This window comes from Colwellia sp. BRX8-4, assembly GCF_014077345.1.
Classification (GTDB): domain Bacteria; phylum Pseudomonadota; class Gammaproteobacteria; order Enterobacterales; family Alteromonadaceae; genus Colwellia_A.
This window is the reverse complement of the sequence record NZ_JACGVS010000011.1, coordinates 87,742-108,442: the sequence shown is the minus strand read 5'-3', so window position 1 is coordinate 108,442 and position 20,701 is coordinate 87,742. Positions and strand designations below refer to the sequence as shown.

The 20,701-nt window shown below is 38.8% G+C and carries 15 protein-coding genes; 10 read left to right on the top strand and 5 right to left on the bottom strand.

The genetic code is table 11. The features are described 5' to 3' along the window. The first annotated feature begins 45 nt into the window (after window positions 1-45). The 3 genes from H4J56_RS11130 (at window position 46) to H4J56_RS11120 (ending at window position 5,995) form a co-directional block, all read left to right on the top strand. On the top strand, window positions 46-2,700 hold the full coding sequence (locus tag H4J56_RS11130; protein ID WP_182230588.1) for a TonB-dependent receptor: 2,655 nt from the start codon (window positions 46-48) through the stop codon (window positions 2,698-2,700). Window positions 2,701-2,830: 130 nt separating this feature from the next. After that, window positions 2,831-4,840, top strand: coding sequence for a tetratricopeptide repeat-containing sulfotransferase family protein (locus H4J56_RS11125; protein ID WP_182259317.1), 2,010 nt, complete (start codon window positions 2,831-2,833; stop codon window positions 4,838-4,840). A gap of 117 nt (window positions 4,841-4,957) precedes the next feature. After that, complete coding sequence (locus H4J56_RS11120) at window positions 4,958-5,995, top strand: GGDEF domain-containing protein (protein WP_259368185.1); 1,038 nt, start codon at window positions 4,958-4,960, stop codon at window positions 5,993-5,995. Window positions 5,996-6,070: 75 nt separating this feature from the next. Here H4J56_RS11120 and H4J56_RS11115 read toward each other — a convergent pair whose 3' ends face one another. Next, window positions 6,071-8,476, bottom strand: coding sequence for an ATP-binding protein (locus H4J56_RS11115; RefSeq protein ID WP_182221447.1), 2,406 nt, complete (start codon window positions 8,474-8,476; stop codon window positions 6,071-6,073). A gap of 5 nt (window positions 8,477-8,481) precedes the next feature. Beyond that, window positions 8,482-9,465, bottom strand: a complete 984-nt coding sequence (locus tag H4J56_RS11110; RefSeq protein WP_182259316.1) for an ABC transporter substrate-binding protein — start codon at window positions 9,463-9,465, stop codon at window positions 8,482-8,484. Between the two features lie 211 nt (window positions 9,466-9,676). Between H4J56_RS11110 and H4J56_RS11105 the strand changes: the two genes are divergently transcribed. The 6 genes from H4J56_RS11105 (at window position 9,677) to H4J56_RS11080 (ending at window position 16,070) form a co-directional block, all read left to right on the top strand. Continuing rightward, window positions 9,677-10,144 carry a (2Fe-2S)-binding protein gene (locus H4J56_RS11105; protein WP_259364808.1) on the top strand — a complete coding sequence of 156 codons (468 nt, stop codon included), beginning with the start codon at window positions 9,677-9,679 and terminating at the stop codon, window positions 10,142-10,144. 1 nt (window position 10,145) lies between these two features. Further along, the gene (locus H4J56_RS11100; RefSeq protein ID WP_182215375.1) at window positions 10,146-12,323 is read left to right on the top strand and encodes a xanthine dehydrogenase family protein molybdopterin-binding subunit; all 2,178 of its coding nucleotides are present in this window, start codon (window positions 10,146-10,148) and stop codon (window positions 12,321-12,323) included. A 90-nt stretch (window positions 12,324-12,413) separates the two neighbouring features. Then, complete coding sequence (locus tag H4J56_RS11095) at window positions 12,414-13,436, top strand: XdhC family protein (RefSeq protein WP_182215373.1); 1,023 nt, start codon at window positions 12,414-12,416, stop codon at window positions 13,434-13,436. A gap of 24 nt (window positions 13,437-13,460) precedes the next feature. Then, entirely contained in the window at window positions 13,461-14,105 is a 645-nt protein-coding gene (locus H4J56_RS11090; RefSeq protein WP_182215372.1) for an NTP transferase domain-containing protein, read from the top strand. A gap of 149 nt (window positions 14,106-14,254) precedes the next feature. Next, a complete protein-coding gene (locus H4J56_RS11085) occupies window positions 14,255-14,998 on the top strand; it encodes a S9 family peptidase (RefSeq protein WP_182215370.1) in 744 nt (247 codons plus the stop codon). A gap of 13 nt (window positions 14,999-15,011) precedes the next feature. Beyond that, window positions 15,012-16,070 (top strand): WD40 repeat domain-containing protein, encoded by a 1,059-nt coding sequence (locus tag H4J56_RS11080; protein WP_182221446.1) that lies wholly within the window; start codon window positions 15,012-15,014, stop codon window positions 16,068-16,070. 77 nt (window positions 16,071-16,147) lie between these two features. Here H4J56_RS11080 and H4J56_RS11075 read toward each other — a convergent pair whose 3' ends face one another. Then, window positions 16,148-16,555 (bottom strand): GFA family protein, encoded by a 408-nt coding sequence (locus H4J56_RS11075; protein ID WP_182215367.1) that lies wholly within the window; start codon window positions 16,553-16,555, stop codon window positions 16,148-16,150. A 354-nt stretch (window positions 16,556-16,909) separates the two neighbouring features. On the opposite strand from H4J56_RS11075, the gene H4J56_RS11070 reads away from it, so the two are divergent. Further along, window positions 16,910-19,243 carry a fatty acid cis/trans isomerase gene (locus H4J56_RS11070; protein ID WP_182221445.1) on the top strand — a complete coding sequence of 778 codons (2,334 nt, stop codon included), beginning with the start codon at window positions 16,910-16,912 and terminating at the stop codon, window positions 19,241-19,243. A gap of 150 nt (window positions 19,244-19,393) precedes the next feature. Here H4J56_RS11070 and H4J56_RS11065 read toward each other — a convergent pair whose 3' ends face one another. Together H4J56_RS11065 and H4J56_RS11060 are read right to left on the bottom strand one after the other, a co-directional pair. After that, on the bottom strand, window positions 19,394-20,101 hold the full coding sequence (locus H4J56_RS11065; RefSeq protein ID WP_182221444.1) for an energy transducer TonB: 708 nt from the start codon (window positions 20,099-20,101) through the stop codon (window positions 19,394-19,396). Further along, entirely contained in the window at window positions 20,098-20,694 is a 597-nt protein-coding gene (locus H4J56_RS11060; RefSeq protein WP_182221443.1) for a sigma-70 family RNA polymerase sigma factor, read from the bottom strand. Before H4J56_RS11060 ends, H4J56_RS11065 begins: the two co-directional genes overlap by 4 nt. Between the last annotated feature and the right edge of the window lie 7 nt (window positions 20,695-20,701).

The window sequence follows — 20,701 nt, the reverse complement described above, 5'->3', positions numbered from 1 at the left end:
ATAATATCAACTCAAAACATAATTAAACACCAAGGGATACTTAATATGAAATTCACTAAGTTGCATTATGCTGTGCTTACAGCACTAGCTGCATCGAGCGCTCTCTCTGCTGAAGAAGTCACAAAGCAACAAAAAGCAACGATAGAAGTTATTGAAGTTACTGCAACTAAACGCACAGAGTCTATTCAAGATGTTCCTGTTACCGTTACCGCCTTAACGGGTGCTAGTTTAGAAAAACTTGGGGTGTCAAATTTTGACGAATATGTAGAATTTTTACCTAATGTTGTTTTTCAGGGCACTGGCCCTGGACAAAATGAAATATATATCCGTGGTGCAGCTACCGCACAAACAAACATATCTGTCTCGTCAGTACAGGCATTGCAACCGTCAGTTGCTTTTTACTTAGACGAACAACCCGTTTCCATGCAAGGACGTAACTTAGATGTTTACGCGACTGATGTTGAACGTATAGAAGTTTTACCTGGGCCACAAGGCACACTCTTTGGTGCTAGCTCGCAATCGGGCACAGTTCGCTTGATTACCAAAAAACCAAACCATGATGGTTTTTCTGCCGGTTTTGATACCAGCACAAGTACCACAAAAGGTGGGGACTTAAGTAATTCTGTTGAAGCTTATTTCAATATGTCTTTAACAGATTCACTTGCTGTTCGTGTTGCTACTTACAATGATCACCAAGGCGGTTGGATAGATAATATTCGCAATGTCCCTGGTCAAGGTGGTTACAACGGTAGTGCAGTAGTTATTGATAGAATTTCAGCTAATTTTGCTAAACTAGCTGATCCAGAAAATACTCCAACTACCGCACCACAAAACGATGCTTTAGTAGAAGACGACTTTAACACTGCTAATTATGCTGGTGCACGTTTTGGTGCCTCATACTTGATCAATGACGAATGGAACCTTTTAGTTCAACACACTCAACAGTCTCTCGATACTGAAGGTGTGTTTTCTTATGATCCAAATCTTGAAGGTCAAACATCAACAAACCGTTTTGTACCAGAAAATAATAATGATGATTTTGGTTTAACCACCTGGACACTAGAAGGTCGCCTTGAGCAACTTGATATCGTTTATACTGGTGGTTACTTAGACAGAGATATTAATTCAACGATTGATTACACCGGTTATACCAATGGTGGTCAATTTTCAGCTTATTATGTTTGTAACTATGCAAGTGCACCTGAAGCACAAGAGTGTCTTGACCCAACTAAGTATTACAAAGAAGAAACTAGTACCTCTCGTATGACTCATGAGCTACGTTTCAATACGCCTGCTGATAAAGACTGGCGTGTTACGGCTGGTGTTTTTTATGACACGCAAGAAGTATCATCAGTGGGTCAATTTAAAATAGCCAATACTGAACTTTTTCCTGATTTACAAAGAACTCTTGTTGGTAGTGAAGGTATTAACAGTAATGGTGGGCCTTTCCCTGCTGAAGTCAGCTTTGTTAATGATGTTACCCACACGATAGATCAAGTCGCGGTATTTGGTCAGTTTGCTTATGACATAACCGACACAGTTACCGCAAGTTTTGGTGCCCGTTGGTATCAAATTGATGACATTTATAAAGGGTCGACAACAACCGCTGATGTTAGTGGTCGATTACGTGCCTTTGGTGACGGAAGTGACGCTGCCTTAAACGAATTTTTTGGTGAAGAAGAAGCAACGGCCATTAAAGAAGCTATTGCTAGCGGTCAGTTAGACACAAGTTTACTTGATAATAGTGGTAAATTAACCGTAGATGATACGATTATCAAAGCCTCTGTTGATTGGAAAGTAACGGACGATGTGATGGTCTTTGCCTCATATTCAGAAGGTTTTAGACCGCCGGTTACTAACCGTGTAGGTGGTGGTTCTGCTGCAAACCAAGAAGGCGCTTTTGAAGGCTTCCGTATACCCGTATACTCAACTACCGATAGCTTAGATAACATTGAAGTTGGTTTTAAATCAACCTTATTTGACCAATCACTACGCTTTAATGCCACAGCTTATTATTCAAAAATATCTGATCTACAGACCTCACGCTATGACCCAACCAATATCAGTTTCTTAGTATTTACTGATAACGTAGGTGATGCAGAGATCAAAGGTATTGATGGTGATTTTAGCTGGGTAGTGACTGACAACTTAGTTATCTCGGGCGCGTTCAGCTTAATTGATACTGAATTAACATCAGTTAATGACGTACTTGATGGCATTGCACCAAGTGTTGGTAGTAGATTACCTTATTCAGCTAAATTTTCAGGCAACCTACAAGCAGAATATTACTATAATATCTCTGGCGATTTAACCGGTTATATTAACGGTTCAATCAGTTATACCGGCGAAAGACTTGCGGGTATGGCGATGGATGCTTACATGGTCGAAGATGCGACTAATTTAGTTTATGGCACAGGTTCAGGTTTAAGTATTCAAAAAGAAGCTGATGTCTATAAAGGTGTTAACTATCAAAGTAGTAACGGAGAAACCTTTGCCGGTGGCCGTTACATTCAAGATAGTTACATTTTGGCCAACTTAAGCTTTGGTGTGACTAACGACGAATGGAAAGCAGAATTTTTTATCGATAACTTAACTGATAAAAGTGCCATTCTATACGTAGATACACAACAATATACGCCAAAAGTTGTTTCTAACAGACCTCGTACTGTAGGTTTTAGATTCTCGTATGATTTTTATTAAGCGTTAATGTTAATTAACTTTTAACTAAAAACTAAATAAAGCCGCTTGAACTTTGTATCAAGCGGCTTTTTATTGATAGAGTATCTCATCAGAGCAAGACCACTTGTTAAACTGCCTTGGAGCAAAATCGTTGAACAACACAACTGTCCCCCCGATTGAAACACACTTAAAATCGATTCAAACCTTAATCCAAACGGCAAAATTTAGCGAAGCGATTGCACAAAGTAAAGCACTGCAACAACAAGTCACCGAACAGCAAGACCACATTGAATTATGGTATTTAATGGCTATTGCCCAGCGCTATAGCAAAGAGTTTACCCAAGCACTCACCAGTATTAACGCGTTACTTAAACTTGATGCCCTGCACAGCCGAGCAAATCAAGAACAAGGTTATACGCATTTAGCCTTAAACAAGGTTAAGCAAGCTAAATTATCCTTTGAAAAGGCCGTACAACTTAATCCAAGTTTAGTGGGTAGTTGGCATGAGCTAATTCAACTTTATCGACAAGACAGTCAACAAGAACAAGTGCAAAAGGCAGCTAACCATCTCGAAAAATTGAAAAAATTACCGCCGGCATTACTGGCAGTTACCGAATTAATGTATGAAGGGAAATTATTAAAGGCAGAGCAAATTTGTCGACATTTTTTACAGAACAACAAGCGTCATGTCGATGGCATGTGCCTACTTGCTGAAATAGGTATGGAGCTAAAAGTTTATGACGATGCTGAATTTTTGCTGGCTAGCGCCCTTGAATTAGCCCCTGATCATATTCATGCACGCTCTCAATATCTAAACCTTCTTATCCGTTTAGGAAAATATAAAGCCGCAGAGCAGCAGGTTGAAATATTACTACTGACACAACCAGACAATCTTAGCTATAAGATCGCCAAAGCCAATACGTTGACCGGCTTAGGTAAAATAGAACAAGCTATAACTTTGTTTGAGCAAGCCATCAGACAAGATAGCAAGATCCCCGGTTTCTATTTACAACTTGGTCATGCGCTAAAAGCTCAAGGCGATATCAAAAAAGCGGTTACTGCTTACCAAAAAGCTTATCAATTAAACCCCAGCTACGGTGATGCATTTTGGAGTTTAGCCAATACGAAAACCTACCGCTTTAGTGATGAAGAAATCACCAAAATGCAACACCAGCGTACGGATGAGAATTTGGCGATAACCGACAAAGTGCAATTACATTTTGCTACTGGTAAAGCCTTTGAAGACAGAGAAGACTATCAGCAAGCCTTTGAAGCTTATCAGCAAGGTAATGAATTACAGCATGCTAGCAATGGCTTTGACATTAATAAAATAGAACAACAAGTCGCTGAACAAATAAAATACTGTACCCACGAGTTATTTGAAGTTCGTCGCAATTTAGGCCTTAACTCACCTGATCCTATTTTTATTGTGGGTTTACCCCGTGCAGGTTCAACCCTGCTTGAACAAATACTGGCTTCACACAGTCAAGTTGATGGCACGATGGAACTGCACAACATTTTAGGCTTAGCGTCGAGGTTACGCGGGCGCGAGAATAATAAAAATGAGCAGGAAAGCCATAAAGAAAGCCAATACCCCAAAAATTTAGCTGAAATTAATCCGACATATTTTAAACGCTTCGGTCAACAATTTATTGATGAAACACGTGTCTATCGTGAACAGGCACCCCTTTTTATTGACAAAATGCCCAACAATTTTTTACACATAGGTTTGATTAAATTAATACTGCCAAACGCGAAAATTATTGATGCAAGACGCCAACCAATGGCTTGTTGCTTTAGTGGTTTTAAGCAATTATTTGCCGAAGGACAAGATTTCAGTTACCGCCTTGAAGACATTGGCCGTTACTACCTGGCTTATCTGAAATTAATGGCTCATTGGCAGCAAGTACTGCCGGGATTTGTTTTAACGGTTAATCACGAAGATGTTGTTGATGACTTAGAAAAGCAGGTCAGAAGAATACTTGATTTTTGTGGCTTAAGCTTTGAACAATCTTGTGTTGATTTTCATAAAACCAAACGCACCATTAAAACGCCAAGCTCTGAGCAAGTCCGTCAGCCGATTTATAAAAGTGCTACCGAGCAATGGCGTCACTTTGAACCTTACTTAGCGCCATTAAAAAAAGTATTAAACATCGAATAAACGGTTGTTATTAAGAGATTAGTAAATATTTAAAACCATTATACAAACTGTTATAGTGAACAAATAAACAGCCAAATAACACCTTCGCTAAAAAGGATTTTGTGAGAATAAGCTAAAATGAACCACTTTGATAACGAAAAATTTCATCAACCTCATGTCATTTCATTATTTGCATTAGTAGGTATGTCGATAACGGCTGTTATGGGAATTGTTGGTCTTTTTAACAAAAACTTTGTTTTAGCGATATCGTTATTCATCGCCAGCTTCATTTATTTCATCGGCTATTATGCACACAAAAAATTTAACAATGTTAAATTAAGTTCTGCAATCATTTTATATTCTTTATATATATTAATGTTTTACCTTATATATACTGGTGGCGTTGAGAATACAGGTCCACTATGGATATTTATTGTTGCTCCTGTCTCAGTATTTGTTCATGGCCTAAAACGTGGTCTGATAGAGATTATGTTCTTTGTAATAATATCTATTGCAATCATGAGCATACCTACGGAAATCATTCCTCATACTGCCTACAGTACTGAATTTAAATTACGCTTATTATACTCTTTTTTAACCGTGACTTTTCTTTCTGCTCTATATGAATATTCAAGAGATCAATCTTATCAGCACACCTTAAAACTAAGTGAAAAATATCAACGCTTGGCGCATTTAGATCCCCTAACCCAATTATCTAATCGCCGTGCTGCGCTTACTCTGTTAAAACGAGAACAAGCACGTGTCATTCGAAGTAAAGAATCTTTATCTATTATTTTATGTGACATTGACCACTTTAAAAAAATTAATGATAAGTACGGTCATAATGCGGGTGATGCAGTATTAATTGAGTTGGCAAAAATATTTACCAATGGTATGAGGGAGCAAGATTGTATTGCTCGTTGGGGTGGAGAAGAGTTTTTATTTATTTTACCGCAAACCCAAGCCAAAAGTGCCCATGTTTTAGCAGAAAAAATCCAAGAAAAACTCCAACACCATATTGTTCATTATGAAGGCCATGATATTAATGTCAGGATGAGTATGGGAATTGAGCAATTCAAAGACAACCAAAGCATTGATGAAATGATCAACTGTGCAGATAAGCAGCTTTACCAAGCGAAAAATGCTGGCAGAAATCAAATTTTTCCAAAGTTTTAAATTTGCTGTTTTATCACAAGATAATCAAAGGATTATCGCGCCTGCTCAACATAACTTAAAATCGAAATATGCCCATCATACAATGTATTTAGTACAAGCCTCGTAAAGCTCTTGTAGCTGTACAGGTTTACTTAGCACGCGATCAAAGCCTATCTCTTTGTATAACTCAACATCTTCACTCATAACATTTGCCGTTATCGCAACGATCGGAATATTAGAGCTTGCTCTAATAATTTTACAGGCTTCAACACCATCCATTACCGGCATTTGAATATCCATAAAGATAACCTTAGGATGATGAGTTTTAAACAGCTCGATACATTCAGCGCCGTTTTTCGCCATTAATATATTGGCACTGGTTGGCGCCATTAACTTATTAAATATGGTGCGATTAATAGCAGTATCCTCAGCAAGTAAAATAGTGATGTTTTTTAATTGCGGTGTCGCCAAAAGTGCTTTTTCTTTCAATATTTTCTGTTTATTTGTTCGAGTCAAAGGTAAAGAAATAACGAAACAACTCCCTTCACCTAGCTTGCTTTGTACCTCTATATTACCCCCCATCATTTTAGCTAAATTCAAAGCGATATTAACACCTAAACCGGTGCCACCGTATTTTCTGGTCGTCGACTTATCCGCTTGTTCAAAACGGTCAAAAATACTGTTCAATGCATATTCAGACATGCCTATGCCCGTGTCGATCACCTTAATAACGACTTCTTGTGAGCCACTAATATTAATATTTACGCTACCTTGATGAGTAAACTTAAGTGCATTAGAGATAATATTAATCAAGACCTGCTTTACTCTCGTTACATCACCTAGCCAATATTGATGAAAATGATCATCAAAATTCAATGCTAATGTGATTGAGTTTTCGACCGCTATCGGTTTAAATTCATTATAAAGATTGTTGAGCAGTTCCTTTAAGTCAAAAGAATTGGCCTCAAACTCTACTTTGCCTGCCTCAATTTTAGAAAAATCCAAAATATCATTCAAAATGGTTAACAAGCTTTTACAAGATGACAATCCGGTTAAAATAATCTCATGTGATTCTTCATTGTCGACAGAGTTTTGTAAAATCTGCAGCGAGCCAAAGATACCATTCATTGGAGTACGTATTTCGTGACTCATGTTTGCTAGAAACTGTGATTTATAATTACTTACCCTTTCTAATTCTGACGCTTTTTGTTCAATTTCTTGATATGAACGTTCAAGTTCCAAGGTACGTTTTTTTACTTGAAATTCCAAATATTGTTGATTATCAAGCTGAGTAAAAATTAGCACCAAAAGTTGAGTCAAGGTTTCTATATATGAGTGATCAGCCAAAGATAGTGGGGTTTCTTTTAATAAGCCTAGTGTGACGACACCCAATAGCTGGTTTTTTGACATTAAGGGAACAACAAGCTCAGACGACATCTCATTTCTCACCATAAAGGCCTTTGCTGCTAACGCTTGATATTTTACAGGCAGTTGATCAGTGGTCTCTTCACTACATTTAATAAAATGAAGTAATGAATGGCCTTTTATCACTTCAGCGCTTAATTGATAATTTACATGAGTAAATTCATTGGCACTTTTAGTGATCCGATTCAAATAAGTAATCGTTAACTGACTAGATTGCAAGGTGTCGACACCTTTGTGTAAAAACTGTACATACTGCTTAAATAACGCTTCTTTGTCATTTACCTGCATCATTTCTTGGGCACTTAACAGTAATTGTTCTAGGTAATTATTTGCATGATTAAGTGCAAAGGCACTTGCTTTTATCTCTTGAAGTGAACCGTTAAGGCGAAAAGCCATTTGATTAAAACTATCGGCAAGTACATGTAATTCATTTCGTTTAGGAGAGTCTATTTTCAACTTAAAGTCGTCTAAATCATCAACATTTAATTTTTCTACAGCATGGCTAAATTCTTCAAGGGGTTTAATTAACATGGGTCTTACTAACCAAAGAAATATCCCCCAAAGCGCCAGCGTTTTGATAATTGAGTTAATAATGATTAGCGTAAAGCCAGTACTTAACTTGCTCAGTATGACATCTCTATCTGAATAGAATACGCCAACACCCACCAATGAATTTTCGTCTTCACGACGATATTCAATATCAAAATAATGATCGATTAAAAAATCAACCGCAATGATTTCGTTAGAAGCAAGATGAACGTCACTTGTTCGTTGAGCAATAATATTATTGTTTGTATCAAATATCTGCACCGATGTTATCGAAGGCAGTTTAATAACGCCATCGATGATGGTGTTTATGCGGTCTTCGTCAAGATCCCACAGAGCATCAGATAAAGGCTGCTCGTAAGTGGATTGATAAAGCACGAGATCATTTTTAATCATTTGTTTTACATTGAAATATTCTATTGTCATATGTGTCAAAGTGACAACAATCGCGACAATAATATAAATAGAAAAAACACCACGTAGTAGAGTAAAACCAATGGAATGATTAATTGAAATTTTATTTTTTTTCACTCGAATTAACCTGTTATTTTATTTGTTATTTGGCACGATGGTGAAATCCAAGACTGCCAAAGCTGTTGATTGTCTGCCAGCCATTGTGTTGCGGCTTCTTGATAGGTCAATTTGTTTACATCTACTTCGTACGCCAACTTAGCTAACATTGCGTTACTAAAGTTAATTTTAGTGAGTGTTTCGAATGCGCACGGCCATTTTATTGGCATTTCATGCCAAGCGACTTTTTTTAACCAACCATCGGTAGGATTTCCGCAATCGTGCAAAAAATTCTTATTTTCGCCCCATTCAGGTTTTGTTTCACAGTCAGAGTGGTAGCGTGGAAACTTAACAAATTGACCTTTATATTTTGCTTCAATCCAATTAGGTGTCCAATTAAATAACACTATGGGTTGCTTATTACGTATCGCTTTATCGAGTATTTCCCAAAGCTCATCACTATTGTTAGCAGTAACTACTTTAAATTTAAGGTCTAGTGCTCTTATTTTCGCCCCATCGGGTTTCTCCCAAGGTCCTCCAAGATAGCGTCCCCTCGGTGAGGTTTCTTTAGTTTCAAATAAGTGCGCACAACTATTTAACGCTCGCCAAGAGGGTAAGCCCGGACAGAGGTCTAGCACATAGTCAGGGAACCACCATTCTTCACGCGTTTTCGCATCATGAGAACCTGCATCGATAATGCCACCTTCATCTATCATGCGGGTATACATTTTCTCCATGGTGCCTTGCCACACTTCCATTTGTACATGTGCTAAGCCACGTTGCAGTGCCCCCCATTGAGCACCTGTGGTTTTTTTTGAAAAAATAACAGAGTAGCCCATGCCCTCGAATAATTCGGCTGTAATATGAGATAAAACCAACTGACTTGTCCAATCGTTTAAGACAATTTTTATCGGTTCGTCATTACGAAGGGTCTGCGCTTGTGAGGAAGTAAACGTCAGTAGGTTAAAAATAATGAATAACAACAGTATTAGTTTTTTCTTGCTACACATGTGAGCCTTAGAGTTTTGTTTTAATATTGCACTAACTATAGACAGGTTTTCAATAAATTATAGACAATAATTATGTGAAAACCTGACTTTTAGCGCTGATAACAGCACAATCTGTCTTTGGTCGTAGATATTTGATTGTTTGCCGATTTTACTTTTGTGTAATGGGCCATATCAAGCTAATCTAGGATCACACAAAAATAGGATAGTACTTATGAAACAGTCGATGATAATCAACGGAAAAGCCCATGAAATTACGGTAGATGGTGATATGCCACTTTTATGGTTTCTTCGAGACAACTTGGAGTTCACTGGCACCAAATTCGGCTGTGGTAGTGGTTTGTGTGGTGCTTGTACCGTTCACGTTGATGGCCAAGCCATACGTTCATGTATTACTCCAGTAAGTACCTTGGTTGATAAAAAAATCACCACCATTGAAGGACTATCCGAAAAGGGTGACCACCCGTTACAAAAAGCTTGGTTAAATAATAATGTTCCCCAATGTGGATATTGTCAGGCCGGACAAATTATGAATGCGGCGAGCTTGTTAGCGGTTAATGCTTCCCCCACTGAAGCTGAAATTGATACGGCAATGCAAGGTAATATTTGTCGTTGCGGTACCTACCAACGCATTAAAAAAGCCATCGTTGAAGCTGCTGACACGTTAAGTAAGGAGGTTTAGTATGACCATTTCAAACGTAAGCCGTCGTAATTTTTTAAAAACAGCCGGTCTAGCCACCGGTGGTTTAATGATAAGTGTTGCTTTACCGATGAATGCCTTAGCAGAAAAGGGCATTATCAAAGACAGTGGTGATGGACTTAACGCTTTTATTCACCTGGCTGAAAATGGCGATACTATTATCTATTGTGGCCGCTGCGAAATGGGCCAAGGTATTAGTACTGCCCTGCCTTCTGCTGTCGCTGATGAAATGGAAGCTGATTGGCAGCGTGTTACGGTAAAGCAAGGTGACGCCGACGAAAAATATGGTCCGCAAGCAACAGGTGGCTCAGCGAGTATCCGCGTAATGTACCAGCCTATGCGTGAAGCTGGAGCGACAGCAAAAGCGATGTTAATTGCCGCAGCAGCAAAAGTGTGGAAAACCTCTCCTGAAAACTGCTTTGCTCAAGCACATTTTGTTATTAATAAAACTAATCAACAAAAACTCGCTTATGGTGAATTAGCAAGTATTGCTGCCAATATGCCGATACCTGAAAAACCTGTGCTTAAAAAGAAAAGTGATTTTAATTACATAGGTAAAGAATTACCTCGTCATGATCAGGCAGCAGTGGTGGTCGGTAAACGTATTTATGGTGTCGATACTAAACTACCCGGCTTAAAATATGCGGCCATGATCCATTGTCCTGTTTTAGGCGGCGCCTTAAAAAGCCTTGATAAAACCGAGGCTTTGAAAATGAAAGGTGTTATTGACGTTATCGAAATTCCACGTTTTAACATCCCGTTTGGTTCTATTGGCGGTGTTGCCGTAGTGGCTGACAATAGCTGGACGGCACAACAAGCGGTGAAAAAGTTAAAAATAACTTGGGATTTAGGCGAAAATGCTATTTACGACACCAAAGAATATAAACAGCAACTGGTTAAAAATGTTGAAAAACCAGCAACGTTAGCCGCTGAACGTGGTGATATTGAAAAAGCGTTTGGCGCAGCAAAACATAAAATGTCAGCCACTTATACCGGAGGACATCTTTCACATGCACCGATGGAGCCTAATGCGAGTGTCGTATGGGTGCAAAAAGACTCCTGTGAAGTATGGGCGTCAACACAAAGCCCTGCCGATATTCAAAAAGTATTAGGGCAATACTTAACACGCGAGCCAAAAGATATCGTGGTGCATGTAGCAATGGCCGGTGGTGCTTTTGGTCGTAAATTTAAGTGTGACTACGTTCATGAAGCCGCTGTTATTTCAGAAAAGACTGGTGTGCCAATTCAGCTAACGTGGACCCGCGAAGAAGATATGCGTACGGGCTATTATCACTCGATAAATGCCCAACACATTGAAGCATCTATGGACGACCAAGGAAACGTGACCGGTTGGTTACATCGCGCCGCCTTTCCTTCAATATCAACCTTATTTGACCCTTCGTTAGTTAGAACACCGGCGAATAGTTTAGAAGATATTACTAATCATTTATTTGGTATTGAGAATTGTCGTGTCGAATCAGGCGATGCCAAAGCTCATACGCGTATTGGTTGGTACCGGGCAGTTTATGCTATTTTCTATGGTTTTGCTTTTAGTACCTTTGCCGACGAATTAGCGTACAAAGCAAATAAAGATCCTTTGTCTTTTGTTAATCAACTTTTTGATAACAATAAAAATAAAGAACAGCAAGCAAACGTCAAACGAGCTAAAGATATTCTCGCCATTGCTGCTGAGAAATCAGGCTGGGAGAACCGTAAATCACTACCAAAAGGCCAAGCTATTGGTTTAGCGGTGCACTATAGTTTTCAAAGCTTTGTTGCCATGGCAGTACATGTTGAAGTCAACGGTGATGATATTAAAGTATTAAATGTAGACTGTGCGATAGATTGTGGCCAAGTACTTAACCTTGATGGCGCAACAGCGCAAATGGAAGGCGCCGTTGTTATGGGCATGTCATTAGCATTAAGCACCGAGATAACCTTTAGAGAAGGTGCCGTGGTTAATTCAAATTTTCATGATTACCCCGTTATGCGTATTACCGATATGCCAAATGTTAGGGTTCATATTCCTGATTCAGATGAAAGCCCAACAGGATTAGGCGAACCCGGTGTTGCTCCTTTTGCACCCGCATTAAGCAATGCTGTCTTTGCCGCTTCAGGTAAGCGCTATAGAGATTTACCTTTTAAACCGATGTCAGTGTAAGGATTAAATGAACGTTTTATTGTTAATTTTTTTATATTGTTGTAGCAATTTCGAGCAACAACACGTATTGCTCAGCAAGGACTTTTTCCTATGAGCAATCATTTATCGCACTTATTAGCGCAATGGTACCCGCATCGAGATAACGCTGATTGGGTACTTGCTACTATTTACCAGACCGAAGGCCCGTGTTACAGAAAACCCGGAGCTATGATGTTATTTAGTAGCCAAGGTGATCAATTAGGTATGCTAAGTGGTGGCTGTTTAGAGTCAGATATCGGTGTTAATGCCAGAAAAGTTATGCAAACAAACAAGTCAATGTTGGTTTGCTATGATGGAACTGACGAAGATGATTTATCTTTTCATCTGGGTATTGGTTGTGGCGGCACGATTTATATAATGTTGCAGCAAGTCCATGCCGCTAATGACTATTTATCATTGGCGCAAGTTTACGACGCACTTAAGCATCGTATTTCTGGCTACCTTTATCAAAGTATTGTCGAGCAAGGCAATGATGCGCAAGCTTATTTCGAAGCGAAAAAAGTCACGAATATAGCGGCAACAGCGACATTAATTCCCTCCCCCTTAAATAACGATGACAAAACAAACTGGTTAGCAACCCCGATTGTACCCGAACCTCATCTGCTTGTTGTTGGCGGAGGTATTGACGCACGTCCGCTGGTCAATATGGCTGAACAGTTAGGTTGGAAAGTATCGTTGTGGGATCCACGTCCCGCCAATGCTCGAAAAGAATATTTTTCAAATGTTAGCCATATTATAAAAGGCGAAGCCGAAGTACTGACCACCTTTGCTGCAGAAAAAGATGTTAACGCCGCCATATTGATGAGCCATAATGTCTCGATTGATGCACAGGCTCTAAAAGCTTTAGCTAACACCAATATTCAATATTTAGCTTTGCTTGGTCCAAACAATAGAAAACAGCAAGTTATTACTCAGGCTGAAGTTGTCGAGCAATCTTTATCGTTTACATTCGCCGGCCCTGCGGGTCTTGAAATCGGTGGAACCTTGCCTGAGAGCATAGCCTTATCGATACTTGCCGAGTGCCATGCCAGCTTATTTAACAAAAGTGCTCAGTCGATTAGCCATGTACTTTAGTCGTCGCCATCGAACAATAACACCATGAAACGCCCCGATTATAACTTGAAAATAGTGCTACTGGCGGCAGGTAAAAGTGAACGCTTTAACGGTATTAAGGTACTCGCAAAAGTACAGCGACAAGAAACGTCAATAACTTTACTCGAACATGCTTTACAACAACTGTTTTTAGCACTTAAGACACTGAATATCAGTAACAAAAATATTGGTGTCGCGACAGGGCGTTATCATCAACAAATAAGCGAATTATTAGACGACCCCGACCTCTTATATTATTGCGAAGCGGCACATTTAGGCTTAGGTCATACCATTGCACAGTCTGTTGAACACATGCTAAATGATGCACAGGATGATGAAAGTAGCATCAGCCATATTTTGATAGCATTGGCTGATCAAGTTGCTTTAACTGCAGATGACTATATCGCATTAATAAAACAGTCTTTAGCGTTACCAAACACGTTAGTTTGTGCAAAAGCAGGGCAAGAATTCATGCCACCAGCTATTTTCCCCTCAGTTTATTTTACCGACTTAATGCTCTTAAAGGGTGATAAAGGCGCTAAGTCTGTTTTATATACTAATAAAGAAAACCTTCAAACAGTAAACCTTCCTCATACCGAAAAAGATATCGATACCCAGCAAGATTTGGCTGATTGGTATAGCAATACATAAACGTTCTAATATTTAAAACACAACCTATTACATTATATAAGCCTAATTTTTCGACAATTTAACGCTTTGCTGTTTTAATAAACTCATCTATTGGTTAGTTTAGAGTAAACCGATTAATTAACGGGCCAGCCAAAACAACAGGAAAATTTATGAACACTTTTATAAAAATAATGTCTGCCGCGTTATTTGCAGTTACCGCATCAAGTCAGGCAACTGACCTTACGTTAACCACCGACCAAGGCTTTGAATTAAAAGCGAGTTATTACCCGAGTAATAAAACCAGTGATCGCGCGGTATTGTTATTGCACCAATGTAATTACAATAGAACCATGTATAACGACATCGGCCAGCAATTATCAGACAAGGGCATTCATGCCTTGAGTTTAGATTTCAGAGGCTTTGGTGACAGTGCTAACGATGAATTTAGTGTTCAAAAGGTTCAAGCATTACCAAGAGAATCACGAAGTGCCGCTTGGCAAAAGGTGTCTAAACATTGGCCTAGTGATGTTCAACTCGCTTATGACCATTTGAAAAGTAAAATGTCAGACAAAGGTATAGTCGGTGTAGTTGGCGCAAGTTGTGGTGGCTCTCAAGCCATTATTTTAGCAGAAAATAATCCTGTAAATCTCATTGGTTTTTTCTCATCAGGTCAGCCTGATGAAAACATTACGCGCTATAAAAAGATGCTAGCGGACAAACCTACTCTGATCATCGCTTCAGAAATGGATACCGGCACTTACCTTAGTGCGCAAAAATTATTTACGGCGTCTGAAAGCATGAATAGTAAATTTATTGCTTATAAAGGGTCTGCACATGGTTACCCTTTACTTGACAGTGATACGCAACTAGCCAGTTATATGGTGAGTTGGTTAGATAGTAATTTAGTGAAATAGCTTAAGAATAATTATGACAACAACTTTAAAAAAAATAACGATATTTATCGTTGGAATAACACTGATAGTTGGATGCAGTAACAACACCACAGCTAAAGATTTAACGAGTCAAAGCGTTAAAGAATACACCAAGTGCGTTGTTCATAAAAACAGTATTTGTAAAACTGATTTACACCCAAATAACGAACTTATTGCCACAGGAAGTTCAGGACCTAACGTTGAAATTTGGCATAGATATACCGGCAAAGTATTACAATCGCTTAAACACCCAGAAGGAGTGCCTAGCGTTAAATTTAGTCATGACGGCAAAATCCTCGCTACTGGCAGCTATGATAATAACGTAAGAATTTGGCAAGTTTCCAGCGGAGCGTTACTTAATACATTTTCTGGTCATCAGGGCATGGTCGTTAAATTAGCCTTCAGCCCCGATGGAAAAAGCTTAGCCAGTGTAAGCGCTGACGATACCGCCCGTCTTTGGAACTTAACGTCTGGTGAATCAAAAACCTTATCTGCACACGAAGGCGATGTATGGGGCGTGGCCTTCACTCCTGATAGTAAATCTCTGTTAACCGGTGGCGAAGATAACATTATTAATGTGTGGAATGCGTTCACTGGTGAGCATGTAAGAGCATTAAAAGAACATAACCAAGCGGTTTTAGATTTAGCCTTTAGTCACAACGGTAAGCTTCTAGCTTCCGGCGGCGATGACTATACGATAAAAATATGGGATACCACTAATTGGCAAGTACTCAATACATTAGAAGACGATTCATATTCTATCTACGACTTAACATTTAGTCATGATGACTCCTTTTTAGTAAGCGGTGGTCGCGACAAAGGCATGTTCAGTGAATTTCTTCAATATCAATGGGCATACGAGACTGATGAAAATGACATTACCGTTCGAATTTGGGATGTTAAAACAGGGAATGTAATACAAAGACTTAATGGCCATAAAAACGATGTTAGTAATGTAAATCTATCGTCTGACAGTAAAGTGTTGATCAGTTCAGGCGCGGATGGAAAAGTTGTGATTTGGGATACAACATCATTGCTAAAACGTTATTATTGAGAAGGCAGTGTGATATGAAAATTTTATCACACTGCACAATTATGATTTAGCGATGGACTTAACCTTCAAAATAGAGATTATTTTCGGCTAGGTTCAAAAGCATCGTATCTTGGAAGGTTTTCATCAAGATCTTCCCAGTTTGCTTTTGAGGTAGCAAAGTTATGCGAAATAGGTCTTTCTGAAATATCAGAATCAACTATACCTAAACGAAGTCTCAGCCTTGTTGGGTCTTGCTCATTTGAACTAAAAACAGGCGAACCACATTTTGAGCAAAAGTGACGGTTTCTACCAGGCTTGAAGGCAAAGGTTGTTAAAAACGCTTCACCTGAAGTGATCTCAAAATCAGCGGTATTAATAAAACCGTTGGTAGCAAAAGCCGTCCCGCTATTCTTTCGACATAATGAACAATGACAGTGAATGATATCACTTATTGCCCCACTAATTTTAAGGTTTATCGTGCCACACAAGCACTGACCTAAATACATATAATCCACCCTTTGGTTTGTTTTTATAAGACACTACATTCGCCTTGAGTCTTGGCAATCGTTATAGATTCTATCAATAAGTTGTGATTATTATCATCTAAAAAACAAGCAATATAGATAAATGGGCCGCTTTATCCCAAACCCAGTAATTATCTGATTATTATTACCGATATAAACCACAGATAGGGTTCACCTCCTCATAAATAACACGGCTACAAATAGCGCATTATTCATCGTGCTTTGTTAATGCATAAAAATGCCCTAATAAAAAAGCACTTAACCTTATCGGCTATTTATATTAAAATTGTTAGCTTAAGCAGCGATTGACTGCACGTTTTATGCTTTAGGATTTTAATGCGTTTTTTTAAATTATTACTACTTTTCATCTTTATTTCAGGTTGTGCAACGATCACTTATGTTGAGCTTGATGACCGTTACGGCTTTTCAAACCCAATTCATCGCAGCAATGTTACGGCTATAACGCCACAACAAAGCGAGCTGTTTCATAATCAAGTGCGACCAATTTTAGAAAATCGCTGTATTGTTTGTCATGGCTGTTACGATGCACCTTGCCAATTAAAAATGGAATCTATTGCCGGTATTGAACGAGGCGCCAATAAAACTGTTGTTTATGATGGTGCCCGTTTACAAGCGATCCCGGTAACTAATATCCAAGGTAATCCTAAAACAATTGACCAATGGCGTAATGAAGAGTTTTATCCTGTTTTAAATGAACGCCAGCAATCACCACAAGCCAACTTAGCCAGCAGCTTGATGTATCAAATGCTACAGCTAAAGCGTAATAATCCCTTACCTGACGAGGTGATTTTATCGAAAGCATTTGATGTTAGTCTAAACCGCCAGCAAGAATGCCCCACCATAGATGAATTCAAACATTATCAAGAAAATAACCCTTTAGGTGGCATGCCTTACGCTTTACCTAATTTACCTGATGATGAATACCAACAGTTAACGCTATGGTTAGCTGAAGGTGCAAAAATGCCTGCGCCTACTGCACCAAGTGCGACTGAGCTTGTTATGGTTGAAAAATGGGAGACTTTTTTAAATGGCGACTCTAAAAAAGAACAGCTCGTTGGCCGATATCTTTACGAACACTTATATTTAGCCAATTTATATTTTGACGCTAGCCAGCAAAGCTTTTTTAATATCGTTCGTTCAAAAACACCACCCACACAAGCGGTGCAAATTATTACCACTCGTCGCCCATTTGAAGACCCTAACGTTGAGCGCGTTTATTACCGTTTACAGAAAAAACAAGCCACCGTTTTAGCAAAACGTCATATGCCTTACCGTTTTGATTTAGCGAAACTTACTCGCTATAAAGCGCTGTTTTTTAGCCCCGATTACACGGTAGAGAAACTCCCTGGCTATAAACTAAAATATGCATCAAACCCTTTTATTACCTTTCAGGCATTGCCTCTTGAATCTCGTTATCGTTTTTTGCTTGATGAAGCGCAATTTTCAATTATGAATTTCATTAAAGGACCGGTTTGCCGAGGTCAAATTGCCCTGAATGTTATTGAAGATCAATTCTGGGTGGCTTTTGAGAACCCAGAGAATATTGATATGTTTGGTATTAACAAGTTTTTAGTTGAACACAGCAAACTCTTACAATTTCCAGCAGCAACCAGCAGCAGCGTATTATCGATTCTAGATTGGCGCGAATATGCCAGTCGACAAAAAGAATATGTCGCAGCGAAAAAAGCCTTTATTGAAAGCCTTGATCTGCGAGCTGGCAATATTGACCTTGATTTAATTTGGAGTGGTGAAAATAATCCTAACGCTGCACTGACTATTTTCCGGCATTTTGACAGTGCTTCAGTGGTTAAAGGTTTTGTTGGCAAGCCACCCAAGTCTGCCTGGGTGATTGGTTACCCACTACTTGAGCGCATTCATTACTTATTAGTTGCTGGATTTGATGTTTATGGCGATGTTGCTCATCAATTAAAAACCCGTTTATATATGGACTTTTTACGTATGGAGGGTGAATCAGCTTTTTTAATGTTATTGCCCCAGAAAGTTCGAAAAGAGACCCACGACCTATGGTATCGCGAGACAAGTTCGGATGTTAATGACTATAATTTTTTAGCTAACTTCGCTGATTTGCCCGATTCGGGGATTGAATACCAAACTGACCAACCCCAAGCAGAGTTATACCAACTACTCAAAGAGCATACCGCAACAACACACAATAATAGTCATCAATTAACGTCGTCAATTAATGACTATAAATTCAAACGCCTGGAAAATTTAACTGGTGAAAGTGTTTCTTTACTACCAGAAGTCAGCTTTGTTGTCGTAAATGATAGCAACACAAGTCAGGTATTTACCCTGTTAAGAAATTCTGCCCATAGTAATGTAGCGCATTTGTTTGCAGAGAAAAAGCGTCGGCTACAAGCAGAAGATACGCTCACCGTAGCCAGAGGCGCCATAGGGACTTACCCGAAAGCGTTTTTTAATATTAGTCAGCAAGAAGTGGCTGAATTTATTGTTGCAATAGAAAATATGAAAACAAAAGATGATTACTTTAATTTGAAAAGTCGTTATGCGGTCAGACGTACCAATACAGACTTTTGGACGTTTTCCGACAAACTACATCAGCAACTAAACAATGATCAAGGTATTGAGTTTGGTTTATTAGATTACAATCGTTTGGAAAATAAGTAATAGCACTGAAAAAAAGGCAAAAAAAAGGCGTTTCTTGAAACCAAGAAACGCTTTATAAAAACATAAACACTAAGGGAAATAAACTCTCGTATAATAAGAGCCCCTATTGCCTGATAAGTTCAAATTAATTTAAATAAATTATTTATTTATTTATTTCAGCGTGAAATCAAAAATAATTTCATAGCCCTCTTCACTGTATATTCCTCGACGATAACGCCATTTTGATAACGCTTTTCTAGCAGAGATATTAAGCTCGCGATTAACACTCGACTCGACAGTGCTAATATTTAAAACTTCACCTTGTGGCGAAATACTATAAGCCAGCTTTACGGTACCTGATTGTTGGGCTCTAATTGCGTCAACCGAATATTTTGGTTGCTCTTGATAGAGTGGCACCAAAGATAACGTGGGTGGTTTAATATCGGCGGTCACTGAAACAGTGACAACATCAATAGGCAGTGAAACAATTAACGTCTCCGGTCGATTATTAGCTCCCAGAGCAATTTCATTCTCAGACTGAGCAGGAACAACATAAGGTTGTTTCGGTGCTAATGGCGGTATAACAACCGCAATAAATTCATCTTCTGGGGTTATTTCTTGATATTCAACGACACTCAGCTCTATTGGCGATTTTGGCGCTGTTTGGAGGTTCGCTTGCTTAGAAAAATGACTTATCACGGCTAAAATACTAAATGAAGCCACAGCTCCTAAAAATAATAGGCTCAATAACTGCATCAGCGTATATCGCGATTTTTTACTTTTTTGCAAAGCTGACAAATGAATTTCTGGTGCAATGACTTGTTGCTTTCTTTGTTGATAAAGTGAGGCGATCTCTTCGTCACAGGATGGGTGTTTCATGATTTATCTTCCAATAAATTTTTAATATAAGTTCTGGCATAACGCAAACGGCTTTTAATCGTTTCAAAGCTTTCACCGGTTAATTCGGCAATTTGTTCAAGTGAAAAACCTTCTTGTTGAAAAATAAAAGCTTCTCGCTGGTAAAAAGGCAATAAGGTAATTGCTCGATTAAAAAGGGCTAATCTATCAATATACTCAAATTGTTGCTCCAGTGAGTGATTATTGGTCTGCGACAATAGTTGTATATCTGTGGCCGCACCCTGCTCATCAAGGGATTGTGTTTGCCAACGGTTTTGCCTTCTTAATTCATCAATTAAGGTATTTCTAGCAATGGTAAACAACCAGCTTTTAACATTGCTGTGTACTGGATGGCTCGCCTTAATGTTCATCACCTTTAACCACATCGACTGAATAATATCTTCAGCGGTTTCTTTATCAGATTGGCTCAATAGATAATGATAAATTGGCTGATTAAATTGCTTAACCAGCAAAGTAAAATATTTATCTTTGCTGGTGGCAATATAACGCGTTATTAATATTTCAGGGCTGATAGTTGGATTAAACCAACCCTTAACCATAGAAGGTAACTTCAAAGGCGCA

Coding starts and splice junctions, on each gene's coding strand:
- H4J56_RS11095 (WP_182215373.1), top strand. CDS start 12,414: ATGAGCAATCATTTATCGCACTTATTAGCGCAATGGTACCCGCATCGA.
- H4J56_RS11065 (WP_182221444.1), bottom strand. CDS start 20,101: ATGAAACACCCATCCTGTGACGAAGAGATCGCCTCACTTTATCAACAA.
- H4J56_RS11100 (WP_182215375.1), top strand. CDS start 10,146: ATGACCATTTCAAACGTAAGCCGTCGTAATTTTTTAAAAACAGCCGGT.
- H4J56_RS11075 (WP_182215367.1), bottom strand. CDS start 16,555: ATGTATTTAGGTCAGTGCTTGTGTGGCACGATAAACCTTAAAATTAGT.
- H4J56_RS11110 (WP_182259316.1), bottom strand. CDS start 9,465: ATGTGTAGCAAGAAAAAACTAATACTGTTGTTATTCATTATTTTTAAC.
- H4J56_RS11080 (WP_182221446.1), top strand. CDS start 15,012: ATGACAACAACTTTAAAAAAAATAACGATATTTATCGTTGGAATAACA.
- H4J56_RS11120 (WP_259368185.1), top strand. CDS start 4,958: ATGAACCACTTTGATAACGAAAAATTTCATCAACCTCATGTCATTTCA.
- H4J56_RS11130 (WP_182230588.1), top strand. CDS start 46: ATGAAATTCACTAAGTTGCATTATGCTGTGCTTACAGCACTAGCTGCA.
- H4J56_RS11090 (WP_182215372.1), top strand. CDS start 13,461: ATGAAACGCCCCGATTATAACTTGAAAATAGTGCTACTGGCGGCAGGT.
- H4J56_RS11105 (WP_259364808.1), top strand. CDS start 9,677: ATGAAACAGTCGATGATAATCAACGGAAAAGCCCATGAAATTACGGTA.
- H4J56_RS11070 (WP_182221445.1), top strand. CDS start 16,910: ATGCGTTTTTTTAAATTATTACTACTTTTCATCTTTATTTCAGGTTGT.
- H4J56_RS11085 (WP_182215370.1), top strand. CDS start 14,255: ATGAACACTTTTATAAAAATAATGTCTGCCGCGTTATTTGCAGTTACC.